The 19,571-nt window shown below is 31.7% G+C and carries 16 protein-coding genes; 15 read left to right on the plus strand and 1 reads right to left on the minus strand.

Annotation, left to right across the window (positions count from 1 at the left end; genetic code table 11):
• Positions 1 to 407: 407 nt before the first annotated feature.
• From ACR0QS_RS03065 to ACR0QS_RS03085, 5 genes are all read left to right on the plus strand, one after another.
• Positions 408 to 1,178 (plus strand): hypothetical protein, encoded by a 771-nt coding sequence (locus tag ACR0QS_RS03065; protein ID WP_432631983.1) that lies wholly within the window; start codon positions 408 to 410, stop codon positions 1,176 to 1,178.
• Between the two features lie 28 nt (positions 1,179 to 1,206).
• Positions 1,207 to 1,695 (plus strand): hypothetical protein, encoded by a 489-nt coding sequence (locus ACR0QS_RS03070; protein ID WP_432631984.1) that lies wholly within the window; start codon positions 1,207 to 1,209, stop codon positions 1,693 to 1,695.
• A 520-nt stretch (positions 1,696 to 2,215) separates the two neighbouring features.
• Entirely contained in the window at positions 2,216 to 2,380 is a 165-nt protein-coding gene (locus ACR0QS_RS03075) for a hypothetical protein (RefSeq protein ID WP_432631985.1), read from the plus strand.
• Between the two features lie 119 nt (positions 2,381 to 2,499).
• A complete protein-coding gene (locus ACR0QS_RS03080; RefSeq protein WP_432631986.1) occupies positions 2,500 to 4,128 on the plus strand; it encodes a GldG family protein in 1,629 nt (542 codons plus the stop codon).
• A 21-nt stretch (positions 4,129 to 4,149) separates the two neighbouring features.
• Complete coding sequence (locus tag ACR0QS_RS03085; RefSeq protein WP_432631987.1) at positions 4,150 to 5,427, plus strand: oligosaccharide flippase family protein; 1,278 nt, start codon at positions 4,150 to 4,152, stop codon at positions 5,425 to 5,427.
• Here the strand turns inward: ACR0QS_RS03085 and ACR0QS_RS03090 are convergent.
• Positions 5,405 to 5,701, minus strand: a complete 297-nt coding sequence (locus ACR0QS_RS03090; protein WP_432631988.1) for a hypothetical protein — start codon at positions 5,699 to 5,701, stop codon at positions 5,405 to 5,407. The genes ACR0QS_RS03085 and ACR0QS_RS03090 overlap by 23 nt on opposite strands.
• Positions 5,702 to 5,934: 233 nt before the next feature.
• Here ACR0QS_RS03090 and ACR0QS_RS03095 point away from each other — a divergent pair, with 233 nt between their 5' ends.
• From ACR0QS_RS03095 to ACR0QS_RS03140, 10 genes are all read left to right on the plus strand, one after another.
• On the plus strand, positions 5,935 to 7,617 hold the full coding sequence (locus ACR0QS_RS03095; protein WP_432631989.1) for an ankyrin repeat domain-containing protein: 1,683 nt from the start codon (positions 5,935 to 5,937) through the stop codon (positions 7,615 to 7,617).
• Between the two features lie 290 nt (positions 7,618 to 7,907).
• A complete protein-coding gene (locus ACR0QS_RS03100) occupies positions 7,908 to 8,510 on the plus strand; it encodes an ankyrin repeat domain-containing protein (RefSeq protein ID WP_432631990.1) in 603 nt (200 codons plus the stop codon).
• A 58-nt stretch (positions 8,511 to 8,568) separates the two neighbouring features.
• Entirely contained in the window at positions 8,569 to 9,636 is a 1,068-nt protein-coding gene (locus ACR0QS_RS03105) for an ankyrin repeat domain-containing protein (RefSeq protein WP_432631991.1), read from the plus strand.
• A gap of 207 nt (positions 9,637 to 9,843) precedes the next feature.
• Positions 9,844 to 10,092, plus strand: a complete 249-nt coding sequence (locus ACR0QS_RS03110) for a hypothetical protein (protein ID WP_432631992.1) — start codon at positions 9,844 to 9,846, stop codon at positions 10,090 to 10,092.
• A 6-nt stretch (positions 10,093 to 10,098) separates the two neighbouring features.
• Positions 10,099 to 11,007, plus strand: coding sequence for an ankyrin repeat domain-containing protein (locus ACR0QS_RS03115; protein WP_432631998.1), 909 nt, complete (start codon positions 10,099 to 10,101; stop codon positions 11,005 to 11,007).
• A gap of 30 nt (positions 11,008 to 11,037) precedes the next feature.
• Positions 11,038 to 11,691: a hypothetical protein gene (locus ACR0QS_RS03120; RefSeq protein ID WP_432631993.1), complete on the plus strand. Its 654-nt coding sequence runs from the start codon at positions 11,038 to 11,040 to the stop codon at positions 11,689 to 11,691.
• A 381-nt stretch (positions 11,692 to 12,072) separates the two neighbouring features.
• Complete coding sequence (locus tag ACR0QS_RS03125; protein ID WP_432631994.1) at positions 12,073 to 14,148, plus strand: ankyrin repeat domain-containing protein; 2,076 nt, start codon at positions 12,073 to 12,075, stop codon at positions 14,146 to 14,148.
• Positions 14,149 to 14,539: 391 nt separating this feature from the next.
• Positions 14,540 to 15,451 (plus strand): ankyrin repeat domain-containing protein, encoded by a 912-nt coding sequence (locus ACR0QS_RS03130; RefSeq protein ID WP_432631995.1) that lies wholly within the window; start codon positions 14,540 to 14,542, stop codon positions 15,449 to 15,451.
• 55 nt (positions 15,452 to 15,506) lie between these two features.
• Positions 15,507 to 17,417 carry an ankyrin repeat domain-containing protein gene (locus ACR0QS_RS03135; RefSeq protein ID WP_432631996.1) on the plus strand — a complete coding sequence of 637 codons (1,911 nt, stop codon included), beginning with the start codon at positions 15,507 to 15,509 and terminating at the stop codon, positions 17,415 to 17,417.
• Between the two features lie 515 nt (positions 17,418 to 17,932).
• Positions 17,933 to 19,300, plus strand: a complete 1,368-nt coding sequence (locus ACR0QS_RS03140) for an ankyrin repeat domain-containing protein (RefSeq protein ID WP_432631997.1) — start codon at positions 17,933 to 17,935, stop codon at positions 19,298 to 19,300.
• Positions 19,301 to 19,571 lie beyond the last annotated feature (271 nt).

Here is a 19,571-nt window from a genome sequence, read left to right on the forward strand (position 1 = left end):
AACCGCGAACCGCGAACCGCGAACCGCGAACAAAGTAGTTTAAACTTTTTTAATTCTTTTAAATACAAGTTTTTATTTATTCAATCTTTTTTAAGTTCAATTAATTTTTTAAGTGCATTTATTCATTTTGCAAAAAATCAAAATTCTTGTTCTTTTTTTGTAGAAAAAAAGAACCAAAAAACTACTTCTTTTTGTCAAAAAGAAGCAAAAACAACTTCGTTTAGAATTCATAATTCGTTAGTAAAAACATTTTCGCAGTATTCGGAAAGTCCGTCATCGCGAGTGGAACGAAGCAATATAAATTTAGTTAAATCTTTTTTAACTTCAATTACTTTCGATAGCTTATCGGAGAAAATTAAAAATCTCCGTTTAGTTATAAAAAAATTTCAAACAAGGAGGATATTCAAATGAGGAATATCACAAAAATTTTTACTTTAGTATTATCGTTAATACTATTATTTGCCGTAAGTTGCAGTAATGACGACAAAACGGGAGTCCCAAACAATCCGCCTGAAAACGATACGGAAATCAAGGGCGATAGCGGTTCTGGTGGCAGTAGTGAAACGGAAACGGGCGGTTCTGGAAGTGGAAGCGAAACTGGAGGAAGTGGAACTGGTGGCTCTGGAACGGAAACAGGCGGCGGCTCTGGAACAGGAACGGGAGGCGATAGCGGAAGCGGAACAGGAACGGGAGGCGATAGCGGAAGCGGAACAGGAACAGGAGGCTCTGGAGAAGGCGGCGGTGGAACGGAAACTCCTCCAACTCCAAGCGAAACTGAAACTACTGAAGAAGGATATTTTCCTCCGCCTGAAGGAAAATATAAGTCAGATGCTAGACGATGGGAGCCTGGGTTTGGAGGAAGTTACATGGAGCCTGAAGTTTCTACTATAGATGGAAAAACCAAAATATACGGAGATTTGATTTTACATGACAGTAATGAAAGTCGTAATGCAAAGTTTAATGTTTCAAAATGGAAGAAAACAACCAAAGACGGAAAAATTACTAAAACTGAAGCCGTTGAAATCGAACCTTATAAAATAATAGGAAACGGTAAATATGAGACGCCTACCTTTACTGAAGTTATTTATGATTACGAAACTAAAACTTTGAGTATAACATGCAAAGTTACTATGGACGGAATCGAAAAAACATTGTCAACTAAAAGTGAAAAGTATTAAACATTAAAATATAAAGGAGAATATTCAAATGAGAAATATCAAAACAATTTTTATTTTAGTGTTATCGTTAATGCTATTACTTGCCGTGAGTTGCAGTAATGAAGACAAAACGGGAGGCGGTGAAACTGAAACCACTGAAACTACTGTAACTATTGACGCAAAAGATTTTCCTGAAGGTTTAAAAGGAAGATATAAAGATGATAAACTTGCTTCGTCTGGATTTAGTGGATATAATTTTGAAACAGAAGTTTCTTATTATGAAACAACTAAAACAACTAAAATAGAAGGAAGTTGGCTTAAAGACGGCGTCACCCCAGCTGATACATATCGGTGTGGCGCTTTTATTGAAAAATGGAAACAAACAAAAAAAGACGGAAACCCTATTAAACTTGAAGGCGAATATGTTAACGGTGAAGAAAAATACACAATTATTTATGATTACGCTAGTGAAACTTTAATTGGAACATGTGTGCATCCTGATGTAACAGCCTTATTTAACGGGAAAAAAATAAATTAAACAACCTCAAACATTAAAATATAATTTTTACACACTTTAGCACGGGCGAGGTTAAAAAAAACTTCGTCCGTTGTTATTTATTAAAAACTCGCAATGATTTATTTAAATAGCAATTATGTTTAAATGTTAAATATTTTTCATTTTTTTCTCTTTGAAAAGGGATACATTCCTTTTATATAATATAATTTTTGAAACCTCATGCGAAAGCGTGGGGTTGTTTTTTATATTGTCAAAAATATTGTAATTGCAAACATTTTTAATAATTCCGTCATTGCGAGTGTTATTTTTACTTGTCATTGCGAGGCTCTGCCGAAGCAATCCAAACATAATAAAATTTCTTTTTATAGATTACTTCGCATTTTGCCAAAGGCACGCCTACGGCGGCAAATGCTCGTAATGACAAAATTTTTATCCGTCATTGCGAGCGAGTGAAACGAAGCGAAGCAATCCACTATTTATAAGATTAATTTTAAAATCAAATTTTATTTTAATTAGATTACTTCGGGCTAAAGCCCTCGTAATGACGAAAAATACAGTCATTGCGAATATCTTTAATAATTCCGTCAAAGATTTGGATGTTTCAAATATCGTAAAACCAGAAGATTATAAAGATAAACTTCCTAATAAGATTGGCGGATTAAACCCTCAAAGTTATAATTATACGAGAGTTTACAGAGTTAACTAATTAAATTAAAATAAACCTCAATATAAAGACGATGCATTAAATGTGTCGTCTTTTTTGTATTGAAATTTATATTAAATTAAACTATAATTAAAAATCAAAAATAAAAACGGAATATTACAATGTCTAATAAAAAATTTGATTTAAAAATTATTATGATAGCCTCTTGGTTATTATTATTTTTCGCATGGATATTTTTTTACGCGGTTACTCAAAGACCGACAGCGATATTTTGGATTGTCCTTTCAATATCGGTAATAATTACGGTTTCGACTATAATATACGATAGAAAAAATATCATGTCGCTTGTTAAAATGCGTTTCGTTCATAAGGCTTTTTTCGGAATATTGTCTTTGATTATAATACTTGCGATATTAATTGGCTTGTATATAATAAGCGTTAATTTTCCTTTAAGATTCGATTTGACTAAAAATAAATCTTATACGGTTTCGCAGCAGACGATGGATGTATTATCGAGAATCGACAGTCCGCTTTCGATAGTAGTTTTGCGTTCGCCGAGTTCGGACCCGACTTCTTCCGATTGGAGAGCCGATTTATTATTGGAACAGTATAAAAGAATAAGCAGATATATAAATGTGGAATATATAAATCCAATCGAAAAACCTTCGGCAAAAAGCAAATATCAAATGACTCAAGTTGGCGAGATAGTTTTTACTTACGGACAAAATAAACAAGTTAGAGTTTATAGAAAAGATTTAACTTCGCAGTCAAAAGCGACTTCAGAACCTTTATTTGTCGGGGAAGAAAAATTTACTCAAGCGGTTTATACTTTACTGGAACAGGAATCTTTCGTTGTATATTTTACAGTTGGGCATGGCGAGAGACAATTGCAAGACAGAGGCGGCGAGGGACTTTCTTTCGTAAAAACTTATTTGGAAAATGAAAATTATAGAGTGAGAGAATTAAATATGATTCTTGAAAATATTCCGACAGACGCGTCTCTTTTGATTATCGCATCACCGATAGAAAAATTTTCCAATTTTGAAATAGAAAAATTAAATAATTATGTGAAAACGGGCGGAAAACTGCTAATTTTATACGATAGTTTTATGGATAGAAGCGGTTTCAATAGCAATTTGGAATTATTTTTGCAGGAATGGGGATTTTATACAAGAAACGATTATATAATAGATGTTTCTTCGAGCGTTGTTATTCCCGTTAATATCGTTCCTCAATATACGGCTCATCCTATAACTCAAACCTTAAAAGAAGGAAATGTTTTTGCATGTCTGGTTGTGGCAAGAAGCGTTCGAGCGGGAGAAAATAAATATAACGGAGTTTTTGAAAATATTATAACCACGACTCCGCAAGGATATGCAAAGAGAGAAGCGACTTTCGATTTATCGAGAGCGAGATTCAATCCTCAAACCGATATCGCGGGACCAGTGCCTTTGGGAATAAGCGGAACTTACGAAATTGAAGGGAGAGAAAATCCCGCGAGAATTGTTGTTTTTGGAGATTCTACTTTTGCATTAAACGCATATATAAATCCCGAGCAAGGACAATCGGTTGATATAGCGTTTGCTGGAAATAAAGATTTGTTCATGAATACCGTTGCTTATCTTTTGGAAGCGAGACAGAAAATAACGATAAGACCTAAAGAAGCGAGCGTTAGAAATCTCACTTTGACTACGACTCAAACTAATTTTATAAGATATGTCGCTCAAATTGGACTTCCTTGTTTATTTGGAATTTTGGGAATTCTTATATGGTTTTTCAGAAGAAGATAATTTTAAATTTTTAGTTTTTATATGAATAAAATAAAAGAATTATATAAAAATTATAATTATTATATAAATTACGCAATTTTAGTATTAATCAACGGTTGCACGAGCGTTTTAAATTATATCTCTTCGATTTATGTAAATAGAAGTTTGTCAATATCCGATTTTGCATATTATAACGGAATAATAAATATTTATTCTATAATAATTTTGACGGTTTCGAGTTTCAGTTATTATATAATGCATAATTACGAAAACGAAGAAGACGCTAAAAGATATTGGGCTTACGGATATTTTATAGCGATTATAATATTTGTAGTTTTTGTTTTTTCAATTCCTTTAATCGATATTTTATTCAATATAAAAAATTATAAAGCGCTTTTTATAATTTCTATAGCGATATTTATAAGCGTTTTTACTATAGTGTCGCAGTCGATTTTGAAGATTAATAATTATATCGGGCTTGATTATCTTTCGTCTTTTATAGCTACATTGATTGGGAAAATAATTTTGCTTGCGATTTTTATAATAACGGGACTAACTTTAGAAAAAGCGGTTTCTTCTCTTTTGGCATTTTGCATTATTTATTTTTTTATTCATATTTTTGAACTTAAGAAAAAAAATATTCCGTATTATACTAAAATAAAAAATATTAATAAACATTTTTCGCTTAAAGATTTGTCCGATTTTAAAAATTATATAATAAATGTCGTTATAATTAATTTTATATTTAACTGGATTTCGTTAAACGATGTTCTCATGGCAAACAGATATTTAGACAAAACGAGCGCGGGATATTATTCCACAATGGCTTTGATAATAAAAATGTTTTTCTATATAGGAACTCCGATAGCGGCGGTAATGTTTTCTTATATATTGATTTCAATGAAAAATAAAAATAAAGATAAAGAGCGAAAAGTTTTATATTATTCGATTATATTATATTTGTTTGCGTCTTTATGTTTGTCGGCGTTTTTAATAATATTTGCAAAACAGATAATATTGATTCAATTTACCGAAAGATACGAAGCGATTATTCCGTTAATTCCAAAAGCGACTCTGTTCGGTTTTTCTTTAGGTTTTGCGGTTTTGACTTTTAATTACGGACTTGCCTATAAATTATTCTATCCTTTTTACGGCTATTTAATAATTTTTTCTTATGTTTATTTTAGTTTACGAAACGGCGAGCGAACATTCGAGCGATTTATATTTATAATGACGATATTTTATTCGGTTTTATTTATTTATAATATTTTAATTATACTGTTTCATAAAATATTTTTTAATTATAAAAAGAAGAGTTAAAAATGGAACTTAATTCTTGGACTTTTTTAATAGGCATCGCTTGTTTAATATTATTAATATCGCCGTTTATATTGCTAATAATTTTTATTATAAAATATATTTCAACGCTTAAAGTCGGTAATAAAAGCATGACATCCGCTATCATAATGCTTGTAACGATTTGCATTGCCTTAGGATTTTTAATTATTTCGGTTTCAATACTTATGCAAAATGGAAGCGGTTTAGCAAGCGCGGGAAGTATTATATTAGTTGGATTAGTTTTTTGCAGTATCATAATTTTTGATATTGGAAGTATAATTGCTATTTGCGTATTGTCATTATCGTCTAATGATAATACGAAGGTGTAAAAATATAGCTCAATTTTTGTAAATTTCTTATTTTTTTTTTTTTTTTGTATAAGAATACGAAATTTTATTTGACTTTTTTATCAATGTGTTATACTCTATAAAATAAGTTTCCATAAAACTTAAATATAATAAATAATTTTTATAACAGGAGTTAATAATTATGGAAAGTAAAGATATTTTAGATTTGGTTTTATCGATTTTGAAACGTTTGCGAATACAGAAACGGAAAACGAGATTAATAGTAAGCGCGGTAATATTGCTACTAGGTATTATTATATTTTTTGCGGTTAATCTTTATCAAGATCCCGAAGTAAAATTGTGGTTATTAATGAATTCCTCAATCAATAACAGCAGTATCGAGGCAGAAATGTTAATAAGGGCTGCAAGGAGCGACAATCTTGAAAATGTTAAACTATTGGTAGAGCAGGGAATGAATGTTAACGTTAAAGATGCATTCGGTTTTACCGCTTTAATGTCGGCTTCAGATGAAGGGAATTTAGAAATAGTTAAATATTTAATAGAAAACAGAGCGAAAATTAACGCTAAAAATAAAGGCGGCTACACGGCTTTAATATTGGCTTCATATAATGGACATTTAGAAATAGTTAAATATTTAATAGAACATGGCGCAAAGATTAACGCTAAAGATAAAGACGGCAAAACGGCTTTAATGCGGGCTTCGTCTTACAGACATTTAGCAATTGTTAAATATTTGATAGAAAACGGCGCGAATGTTAACGCTAAAGATAAATATGGTTCAACGGCTTTAATGGATGCTTCAGGAGAAAAAGGATATTTTGATATAGTTAAACTTTTAGTAGATAACGGAGCGAAAATTAACGCTAAAAGTAAAAGTGGCTACACGGCTTTAATAGAGGCTTCATTGTGGGGAAATTTTGAAGTGGCTAAATATTTGATAGGAAAAGGAGCGGATATTAGGATTAAAAATAAACATGGAAAAACCGCTTTGGATTATGCAAAAAGCGAAGAGATAAAAGCGTTAATAGAGGCTGCGATGGACGGCAATTTTGATAAGTCTAAACTATTGGTAGAATTGGCAGAACAAGAAGAGAATGTTAACTCTAATGATAAAGACGCAGTAAGGGATTTAATACGGGCTTCGTGGAATTTAGAAACCCTAAAGGATTTGGTGGAAAACGGCGCTAATATTAACGCTCAAGATGAAAATGGCGAAACGGCTTTAATGTGGGCTTCAAGAGTAGGAGAGGATTTAGAAATTGTTAAATATTTAATAGAACATGGCGCAAAGATTAACGCTCAAGATAAATATGGCAATACGGCTTTAATGGAGGCTTCAGAGGAAGGGGATTTAGAAATTGTTAAATATTTGATAGAAAACGGCGCGGATATTGAAGTTGAAAATAAATATGGAAATACGGCTTTAATGTTGGCTTCGCGTAATGGAGATTTGGAAACGGTTAAATATTTAGTAGAAAACGGAGCGGAGATTGACACTAAAAATGAAAATGGCGAAACGGCTTTAACAAAGGCTTCGTTCGGAGGGAAGTTAGAAGTAGTTAAATATTTAGTAGAAAACGGTGCTAATATTGACGCTAAAGCTAAAAGTGACGCTTTAATGTGGGCTTCGGGAGTAGAAGTAGTTCAATATTTATTAGAAAACGGCGTGGATATTAACGCCAAAGCTAAAAGTGGCTCAACGGCTTTAATGGTTGTTTCATCGGTAGGGGAGTTAGAAATAGTTAAATATTTGATAGAAAAAGGAGCGGATGTTAATATTAAAAATAACGAAGGTAAAACCGCTTTGGATTTGGCAGAAACCGAAGAGATAAGAGAAGTATTGAGAAAAGCTGGAGCTAAATAGAATTCGTCATTGCCGTTGCCGAATGATGATATAATAATTCTGTCATTGCGAGCCTAACGAAGTAAGGCGTGGCAATCTACTATTAATATAGTTAAATTTTGAAAATGGAATTCTATTAATTTTGGATTACTCGCCAACGGCGGACTTTAGTCTCGCATTTTTGCAAATGCTCGTTCCCTGTGGGACGCAGAGCGAATGACGATTACAAATAAGTCTTTTAATTAAACTGTGAATATTATATAATAAATTCATATAACATTTTATTTCTATTTATTAAAGGAGTCTTGATTATGAATAGAAAAATTACTAACAAAATAATATTAATAATTTCCGCATTTTTAATATTATCGTCTTCGTTATTTGCAAATTGGGCGCATGGGTGGTTGCTTGTCTTCTTTGGTGGCATTTTGGCTTATGGATTTTTAACAGTTATTCCATTCATAATTATAATAGCGATAATAAATTTTATATTACGAAAACGAAACCTGAAAACGAGATTAACGGCAAACATAATAATGTCGGTTCTATGGCTTTTTACTCCCGCTTATGCAACCGTAATTCTAATTATAATTGAAACTATAATTATAATAGTATTGTTAATAAAAAAAGACGATATAAAAAAGCGTAACGATTATTATGCTTTAATAAGGGTTTCGAATAATATTGAAGGATTAAAACTATTAGAAAACGGAGTGGATATTAACGCAACAGATAAAGAAGGTTGGACGGCTTTAATGGACGCTTCAAATAAAGGATATTTGAAAAGAGTTCAATTTTTAGTAGAAAACGGCGCAGATATTAATATTAAAAATAACGATGGCAAAACTGCTTTAGATTTGGCAAAAACCGAAGAGATAAAAGAAGTATTGAGAAAAGCTGGAGCTACGGAATAATAATTTGATTTATAATTAAATAAATAATATTTTTATATCAAAATTGAGGAGAAAAACAATGATAAAAAAACTAATTTTAACGGCTATTATAATTTTAGGAGTAATAAATTGTTCGGGAAATTCTGGAAAAGAATTAATAGAAACGGCAACAAATGACAATTTTGAAGAGGCTAAACTATTGGTAGAATTGGTAGAACAAGAAGATAATGTTAACTCTAATGATAAAGACGGAGTGACGGATTTAATGCAGGCTTCGGAAAATGGGAATTTAGAAACCGTAAAGGATTTGGTGGAAATAAAACGAGTAAATATTAACGCTAAAAATGAAAATGGCGAAACTGCTTTAATTAGCGCTTCAAAGTGGGGGCAGTTAGAAGTAGTTAAATATTTATTAGAAAAAGGGGCTGATATTAACTCTAAAGATAAAGACGGCTACACTGCTTTAAGTTTGGCTTCAATAGTGGGGAATTTAGAAATTGTTAAATATTTGATAGAAAAAGGAGTTGATATAGATGGCGGAACTGCTTTAATAATGGCTTCAGCAGAAGAAAGGAATTTAGAAATTGTTAAATATTTGGTGGAAAAAGGAGCGGATATTAACGCTCATGAAGATTTAAGAGGCGAAACTGCTTTAATAATGGCTTCAGCAGAGGGGCATTTAGAAATAGTTAAATATTTAGTAGAAAACGGAGCGGATATTAACGCTAAAACTAAAGGTGACATAACTGCTTTAATGTGGGCTTCAAGTCCTGGAACGAGGGCTGGAGGAGATGGATATTTAGAAATAGTTGAATATTTAATAGAAAAAGGAGCGGAGATTGACGCTAAAAGTAAAAGTGGTTCAACGGCTTTAATAATGGCTTCAGCAGAAGAATGGAATTTAAAAACAGTTAAAATTTTAGTAGAAAACGGCGCAGATATTAACGCTCAAAATAATGACGGCTATACGGCTTTAATGGTAGCTTCATACTCAGAAGATATGTTCTTGAGCCATTTAGAAATAGTTAAATATTTAATAGAAAATGGAGCGGATATTAACGCTAAAAATAACGAAGGTAAAACCGCTTTGGATTTGGCGGATACTGACGAGATAAAAGAAGTATTGAGAAAAGCTGGAGCTAAATAGAATTTTATTAAATTTGGATTACTCGCCAACGGCGGACTTTAGTCTCGCATTTTTGCAAATGCTCGTAATGACAATGTATTTTTCGTCATTGCGAGACGAAGTCGTAGCAATCCAAATAAAAATAAATAAGTCTTTTAATTAAACTGTGAATATTATATAATAAATTCATATAAAATTTTATTTCTATTTATTAAAGGAGTCTTGATTATGAATAGAAAAATTACTAATAAAATTGTATTAATAATTTCCACATTTTTAATATTGTCGTCTTCGTTATTTGCTCAAATAAGCGGTTGGGCGATTGGGTTTTTGTATACAGCCATTTTTATCATTCTTTATTTAGGAGTTCTTATAGTTCTTCCACTCATAATTATAATAGTGATAATAAATTTTATATCACAAAAACGAAACCTGATAAAAAAACATAGCGATTATTATGCTTTAATAAGGGTTTAGGATAATATTGAAGGATTAAAACTATTAGAAAACGGAGTGGATATTAACGCGACAGATAAAGAAGGTTGGACGGCTTTAATGGACGCTTCGAATAAAGGATATTTGAAAAGAGTTCAATTTTTAGTAGAAAACGGCGCGGATATTAATATTAAAAATAACGAAGGTAAAACCGCTTTAGAATATGCTTCGGATAAAGGATATTTGGAAATAGTCAAATATTTAGTAGAAAATGGCGCAAATATTAACGCTAAATCTTATAATGATATGACGGCTTTAATGTGGGCTTCATTGTCTGGAAATTTAGAAGTGGTTAAATATTTGGTAGAAAATGGGGCAGACATCAATGCTAAAGAATATAATAACGGCTGGACTGCTTTGGAATATGCTTCGGACAGAGGAAATTTGGAAATAGTCAACTATTTAAAAATGAAAGATATTAATTATAAAAGCGAAACGGATTTAATAAAGTTTTCATACAGCAGAAATTTAGAAGGAGTTAAATATTTAATAGAAAAAGGAGAGGATGTTAACGCTAAAGATAAAGACGGCGATACCGCTTTAATGTTGGCTTCAAAGAAAGGATATTTGGATATAGTCAAACTTTTAGTAAATAACGGCGCGTATATTAATGCGAAAGATAATAACGGCTGGAGCGCTTTAATATTGGCTTCGGACGGGGGACATTTTGAAGTTGTTAAATATTTGATAGAGAATGGGGCGAATGTTAATATTCAATACGAACATGGAGAAACCGCTTTGATATGCGCCGCGGTGGAAGGTTATTTGAAAATAGTCAAATTTTTAATAGAAAACGGTGCGAATATTAGGATTAAAAATAACGATGGAAAAACCGCTTTGGATTTTGCAAAAACCGAAGAGATAAGAGAAGTATTAATAAAAGCTGGAACTAAATAAAATTTTATTTCTATTTAAAGGAGTTCTAATATGGAAGGATGGGGATATTTATTTGCAGGCATTTTGCTATATCCTATCTTTATTAGGTTGATTTTTACTTCGTTTTTAATTATAGTTCTAATTATAATTATAGCAAAGATAATAAATCCGTTATTACAAATATATAAACCAGAAATAAAATTAACAAAAAATAAAGTAATATTTATATCGGCATGTCTTACTATAATAACTATATCAGTCATATTAATTACATTTATAAATATATTGGAAGAATCCTCCTACATATCGCTTTTAGAAGTTTATTCTAAATTTTTGGTTATTTTATTCTCAATTCTATTCAATGTTATAATCTTAATTGTAATAGCAAGAATGAATTTATCATTACGAAAACGGGAACTACAAGTAAAGTTACTAGCAAATACGGTAATATTACTATGGCTTGTTACATTAGGCAGATTAATTAAAAATAGAATCATAATTTTTCCATTAATTATAATGGCGGTAATAAATTTATTATTAAGAAAGCTGGAATTAAAAATAAGGCTAAAAGCAAATATAACGGCATGCCTTATTATAATAAATTTACTATTACAAAAACGGGGACTAAAATCAAAGTTAAAAGTAAATATAACGGTATGCTTTATTATATTGATTATAGCTATATTAATTAAGTCTATATTTTGAAATACCGCTTTAAATATGTCGGAAACAGAAGAGATAAGATGTTGTATTGAGTAAAATTGTAGTGAAATAAAATTTTATTAAATACGGTTAAAAAAAAATTTGTCATTCGCCATTGCCGAATGATGATATAATAATTCTGTCATTGCGAGACGAAGTCGAAGCAATCAACTATTAATGAAGGGAAACTTTTAAATAAAATTTTATTTTAATTGGATTACTTCGGACTTCGTCCTCGTAATGACGATAGATTATTTTTGAAGAGATTTATTTATAAGTCGAGGCAATCCAAATAAAAATAAATAAGTCTTTTAATTAAACTGTGAATATTATATAATAACTTTATATAAAATTTTATTTCTTTTTATTAAAGGAGTCTTGATTATGAATATAAAAATTACTAACAAAATTATATTAACGGCTATTTCATTTTTACTTACGGTATCATGTTTTTCAAAGTCTGGAAGTTCGGATATTCCAATAATGTCGGCTATAATAAAAAAAGATATTAATCAATTAAATTCCATATTGGAAAAAGAAGATATAAATATTAACGATGCTTTTATGGTAAAAATAAACGGCTCTGTTATTGATATGACGCCGTTAGAGTTGGCTTCGCAGTATGGAAATTATAAAATAGTAAAACTTTTAATAGAAAACGGCGCTGATGTTAACTCCACAAATTCGCATGGTATGACTGCTTTAATGTGGGCTTCATCGTCTGGAAATTTAAAGTCGGTTAAATATTTGGTAGAAAACGGCGCGGATATTAACATTAGAGATATATCTGGCAACACGGCTTTAGATTTGGCAAAAAATAGAATAGTAAAAGAAGTATTGAAAAATGCGGAAACTATAAAGTCAAGTGATAATTCATTTAAATTAAAAGTAGATAATCAAGAATATATAATAACGGCTAATAATATTAACGCTGCTTTTATTAAAGCGGTAATGGAAGATAATATATACGGAGTAATATTTGATAAAGATACATACGAGATAATGCCTTTAACATACGGTTCATATTCTGGCAATTTTCCATTGGTTAAATTCGCAATAGAAAACGGCGCGAATATTAACGCTGAAGATGGATACGGCGATACGGCATTAAGGATAGCTTCTGGAGAAGGGCATTTAGATATAGTTAAATATTTAGTGGAACATGGAGCGGATGTTAATGCCGAAGGTAAATACAGCGATACGGCAGTAAGGATAGCCGCAGAAAGAGGGCATTGGGAAATAGTCAAATATTTAACGGAAAACGGGGCGGATGTTAATGCTAACCGTAGTGAATTCGGCGTTGAAGTATTAGGTTTAGCTTTGTCAGAAGAAAATTGGGAAATGTTTAAATATTTGATAGAAAACGGAGCGCATGTTAATTCGGCAATTGGAAATAGAGGCGCGACGGTATTAGAGTTAGTTTTAGAAGATGAAAATTGGGAAATTGTTAAATACTTAATAGAAAATGACGCGGATATTAACAACTCTGAAACTGATGATGAATATAACGAGACGGCTTTAATGCGGTCTTCAAGGACTGGAAATTTAGAAATGGTTAAATATTTGATAGAAAAAGGAGCGGATATTAATAGAAAAAGCTATTATAAAGGTATGACGCCTATAATGTCGGCTTCGATTGGCGGAAATTTAGAAATAATAAAACTTTTAATAGAAAACGGCGCGGATGCTAATGCTATAGATAAACACGGCGAGACGGCTTTATTGAATGCTTCAAAAGAAGGTGATTTAGAAGTAGCTAAATATTTAATAGAAAACGGAGCGGATGTTAATATTAGAAATAATAATGGAGAAACCGCTTTAATGGAGGCTTCATATAATGGACATTTAGAAATAGTTAAATATTTAGCTGAAAATGGAGCGGAAATCAACGCTGGAGCTGATAACGACTGGACAGCTTTGGAATTTGCTTCGAGAAAAGGGAATTTAGAAATTGTTAAATATTTGATAGAAAACGGTGCGGATATTAATTCTGGAAGCGAACGGAACGGCAGAGCTTTGATTGAGGCTTCAGGGTCTGGAAATTTAGAAGTGGTTAAATATTTATTAAAAAACGGTGCGGAGATTGACGCTCAAGATGAAGCTGGCGATACGGCTTTAAGTCGAGCTTCAAAGGATGGGCATTTAGATATAGTTAAATATTTGGTAGGAAAAGGCTCGGATATTAATCCTAAATATGGAGCGGTGGCTTTAATACGGGCTTCAGAAGAAGGTAATTTAGAAATTGTTAAATATTTGATAAAAAAAGGAGCAGATGTTAATTCTAAAGATGGAGCGGTGGCTTTAATACGGGCTTCATATAATGGGCATTTAGAAGTAGTAAAACTTTTAATAGAAAAAGGAGCGGATGTTAATATTAAAGATAATTATGGAAGAACTGCTTTGGATTTTGCAAAAAACGAAGAGATAAAAGAAGTATTGAGAAAAGCTGGAGCTAAATAGAATTTATTAAATTTGGATTACTTCGGTTTCTTACAAAACCTCGTAATGACGATGCATTATTTTGTCATTGCCGTTGACGAATGATGATATAATAATTCTGTCATTGCCGTAGGCACACAGAGTGTGCGAGACGAAGTCGAAGCAATCAACTATTAATGGAGCGAAATTTTAAAATCAAATTTTATTAATTTTGGATTACTTCGCTCACTTCGTGTGCCTTTGGCAACGCTCGTAATGACAGTTGAAAAATATAGTCATTGCGAGACGAAGGTGTGGCAATCCAAATGAAAATAAATAATGCTTTTAATTAAACTATGAATATTATATAATTAACTTTATATAATTTATAAATTTAATATTAATATTTTATATCAAAATCGAGGAGAAAAAAATGACAAGAATAATTATGTTTGCGGCTAATTTATTTTTACGGGCGTTTTCAAAGTCGGGAAAAATTAGTAGCGAAAATAGTGAAAAAATTTTGCGGACATTAGAAACTTTTTCAAGAGAGTTGGAGGACAAGCTGGAGGAAAAGTTGGAAGAAAAGTTGGAGGACTGGAATAATCCAAATAGTCAAGATAGTCCAAATAATCCGAACAGTCAAAATAATCCAACTGAAGAAATAATGTCGGTTATAATTGTAAACGATATTAATCAATTAAATTCCATATTGGCAAAAGGAGAGCTAAAAATTAACGATACTTTTAATGTAGAAATGAACGGTTCTACTATTAAAAAGACGCCTTTAGAGTTGGCTTCGCAGTGCGGAAATTATGAAATAGTTAAAATTTTAATGAGAAACGGCGCTAATGCTAATACAAAAAGCTATGATGATATGACGCCTATAATATCGGCTTCGGTTATAGGAAATTTAGAAATAGTTCGATTTTTATATGAAAGAGGAGCTAATATTAACGCCAAAGAAAATACTGAAAAGAACGCTTTAATGTTGGCTTCACAGTATGGACATTTTGAAGTGGTTAAATATTTGGTGGAAAGGGGAGCGGATATTAACGCCAAAGATAAAAGCGGAGATACGGCTTTAATGTGGGCTGTGCAGTCTGGATATTTAGATATGGTTAAATGTTTAGTGGAAAGAGGAGCTAATGTTAACTACAAAAATTCCGAAGGTATGACGGCTTTAATGTGGGCTTCATCGTTTGAAAATTTAGAAGTGGCTAAATATTTGCTAGAAAAAGGAGCGGATATTCATTTGAGAGATGATAGAGGAAATACCGCTTTGGATTATGCAAAAACTACAAGGACAAAAGAAGAATTGATAAAAGCTGGAACTAGAGAATAATAATTTAATTTATAATTTATATATAATATTTTTATACAAAATCAAGGAGAAAAAAATGATAAGAATAATTATGTTTGCGGTTAGTTTATTTTTACGAATGTTTTCAAAGTCTATAAATTTTAATAGCGAAAATAGCGAAAAAAATTTTCGGACTTTAGAAACTTTTTCAAGAGGGATGGAAGATTGGAATAGTCCAAATAATATAAATATTCAAAATAATACAACTGAAAAAATAATGTTGGTTATAATTGAAAACGATATTAATCAATTAAATTCCATATTGGCAAAAGGAGAGATAAAAATTAACGACACTTTTAATATAGGAATGAACGGTTTTATTATTAAAAAGACGCCGTTAGAGTTGGCTTGCCAGTATGGGAAGTTAGAAATAGTTAAAATTTTAATAAGAAACGGCGCCGATATTAATATGAAAAGTTATAATGGTGTGACGCCTATAATGTCGGCTTCGATTGGAGGATATTTAGAAATAGTTAGATTTTTACATGAAAGAGGAGCAGATATTAACGCTAAAGCAGATACTGAAAGTAACGCTTTAATGGGGGCTTCACAGTTTGGACATTTTGAAGTGGTTAAATATTTAGTAGAAAAGGGAGCGGATATTAATCTTAAAGATATAACTGGAGATACGGCTTTAAAATGGGCTGCGATTTTAAATAAAGGGCATCATTTAGATATAGTTAAATATTTAGCGGAAAGCGGCGCTAATCTTAACTCCCAAAATTCCGTTGGTATGACGGCTTTAATATGGGCTTCATTGTTTGGAAATTTTGAAGTGGCTAAATGTTTGGTAGAAAAGGGAGCGGATATTAACGCTGTAGATACAAGTAACAGCACGGCTTTAATGTTTGCTTTACGGGCTGAAAAGTTGGAAATAGCTAAATATTTAATAGAGAGCGGAACGGATGTTAATATTAGAGATAATAATGGAGAAACCGCTTTAAACTTGACTGCTGGTGAAAAAGGATATTTAGAAATAGCAAGACTTTTAATAAAAAAAGGAGCAAATGTTAATAATACTACTACATCTGGCTGGACAGCTTTAATGAATGCTTCATATAACAGACATTTAGAAATAGTAAAACTTTTAATAGAAAATGGAGCGGATGTTAATATTAGAAATAGTAGTGGAAATACCGCTTTGGATTATGCAATAACTAAAGAGATAAGAGAAGTATTGAAAAAAGCTGGAAGTATTTCAAAAAGTATGGAAGAGGGGAATAGTCCAAATAATCTAAATATTCAAAATAATACAACTAAAAAAATAATTTCGGCTATAATGGAAAACGATATTAATAAATTAAATTCCATATTGGCAAGAGGAAATATAAAAATTGACGATACTTTTTTTAAGGTAGAAAAAAATGGTATTATTATTGAAAGGAACGCTTTAATGTTGGCTTCAGAATATGGTAATTTAGAAATAGTTAAAATTTTAATAAGAAACGGCGCTAATCTTAACTCCCAAAATTCCGAAGGTATGACGGCTTTAATATGGGCTTCAAGTCATGAAAATTTAGAAGTGGCTAAATATTTGGTAGAAAAGGGAGCGGATATTAACATTAGAGATATAAATGGTATGACGGCTTTAATGTTTGTGTTATCTCTTGGACATTTAGAAATATCTAAATATTTAATAGATAGCGGAACGGATGTTAATAATAGAGATAATTATGGAAGAACCGCTTTAATCTTGACTGCTTACGAAAAAGGATATTTAGAAATAGCAAGACTTTTAATAAGAAAAGGAGCAAATGTTAATAATACTGACATATCTGGACAGACAGCTTTAATATATGCTTCAATAAATGGACGTTTAGAGATAGTAAAACTTTTAATAGAAAACCGAGCGGATGTTAATATGAGAGATGGTAGAGGAATAACCGCTTTGAATTATGCAAGCACTAAAGAGATAAAAGAAGTATTGAGAAAAGCTGGAGCTAAATAATAATTTGTCATTGCCGTTGCCGAATGACGATATAATAATTCTGTCATTGCCGTTGCCGAAGGCACGCAAAGCGAGGCACACAGAGTGTGCGAGCCTAACGAAGTAAGGCGTGGCAATCCGCTATTTAACAAAGTAAAATTTTAAAATCAAATTTTATTAATTTTGGATTGCTTCGCTTTCTTACAAAAGCTCGCAATGACAAAGTCAAATGATATCATTTGCTCTGCGTCCCACACTCTGTGGGCTTTAGCCTAGGGAACGAGGCTATTTAAGACTATGTAATCTAAATTAGAATTCATTAACTTTACTAAATAATGAGTAGTAGTTTATACTTGTTATCAGCTTTTTTATTCATAAATCCATTACTTTTGTAAATTTCTTGTTTTTTTTTTTTTTTTTTTATAAGAATACGAAATTTTATTTGACTTTTTTTAACCAATATGTTATACTCTATAAAATAAGTTTCCATAAAACTTAAATATAATAAATAATTTTTATAACAGGAGATAATAATTATGGAAAGTAAAGATATTTTAGATTTGGTTTTATCGATTTTGAAACGTTTGCGAATACAGAAACAGAAAACGAGATTAATAGTAAGCTCGGTAATCTTGCTAGTCGCTATTATATTTATTGCGGTTAATGTTTATCAAGAATCCGATGGAAAATTGAACGATGGAGAAGAGTTAATGTTATTTTCTGCAACGGTCGGCTATTTTGAAAATGTTAAACTATTGGTAGAGCAGGGAGCGAATGTTAACGCTAAAGATAATAGTGGCGATACGGCTTTAATGAGAGCTTCATCGTCAGGGCATTTAGAAATTGTTAAATATTTAATAGAAAACAGAGCGAAAATTAACGCTAAAAATAAATATGGCTCAACGGCTTTAATGGGCGCTTCATTTTCTGGGCATTGGGCAATTGTTAAATATTTGATAGAAAACGGCGCGAAAATTAACACTAAAGATAAATATGGTGAAACGGCTTTAATAGATGCTTCGAGAGAAAAGCGGTTAGAAGTGGTTAAATATTTGGTAGAAAACGGCGCGAAAATTAACGCTAAAGATAAAAAGGGTGAAACGGCTTTAATGGAAGCTTCAAAGGAAGGATATTTAGAAATTATTAAATATTTGGTAGGAAAAGGAGCGGATATTAGAATTAAAAATAAGGATGGAAAAACCGCTTTGGATTTGGCGAAAACCGAAGAGATAAAAGCGTTAATTGAGGCTGCAATGGACGGCAATTTTGATAAGTCTAAACTGTTGGTAGAATTGGCAGAACAAGAAGAGAATGTTAACTCTGATGATAAAGACGCAGTGAGGGATTTAATAGAGGCTTCGGGATATGGGAATTTAGAAACTGTAAAGGATTTGGTGGAAATAGGACGAATAAATATTAACGCTAAAAATGAAGATGGCGAAACGGCTTTAAGTCGGGCTTCAATGTTAGAGGAGTTAGAAATTGTTAAATATTTAATAGAACATGGCGCAAAGATTAACGCTCAAGATGAAGATGGCAATACGGCTTTAATGTATGCTTCATTGTCTAGAAATTTAGAATTTGTTAAATATTTGATAGAAAACGGCGCAGAGATTGACGCTAAAAGTAAAAATGGCTCAACGGCTTTAATGGATGCTTCGCGTAATGGAGATTTGGAAACGGTTAAATATTTAGTAGAAAACGGCGCAGAGATTGACACTAAAAATGAAAATGGTGAAACGGCTTTAATGTTGGCTTCGTTCAGTTGGAGGTTAGAAGTAGTTAAATATTTAGTAGAAAACGGTGCGGATATTAATATTAAAAATAACGATGGAGAAACCGCTTTGGATTTGGCGAAAACCGAAGAGATAAAAGAAGTATTGAGAAAAGCTGGAGCTAAATAGAATTTGTCATTGCTGTTGACGAATGACGATATAATTCTGTCATTGCGAGACGAAGTCGAAGCAATCAACTATTAATGAAGTGGAACTTTAAAATCAAATTTTATTAATTTTGGATTACTTGACATTGTCCGACTTTGTCGCGGACTTCGTCCTCGTTCCCTGTGGGACGCAGAGCGAATGACGGTTAAAAAAAATTTGTCATTGCGAAGCTCTGCTGAAGCAATCCAAATGAAAATAAATAAGTCTTTTAATTAAACTGTGAATATTATAT

It is taken from the genome of Brachyspira sp. (genome assembly GCF_050873525.1).
In the GTDB taxonomy this organism is placed as follows: Bacteria; Spirochaetota; Brachyspiria; order Brachyspirales; family Brachyspiraceae; genus Brachyspira.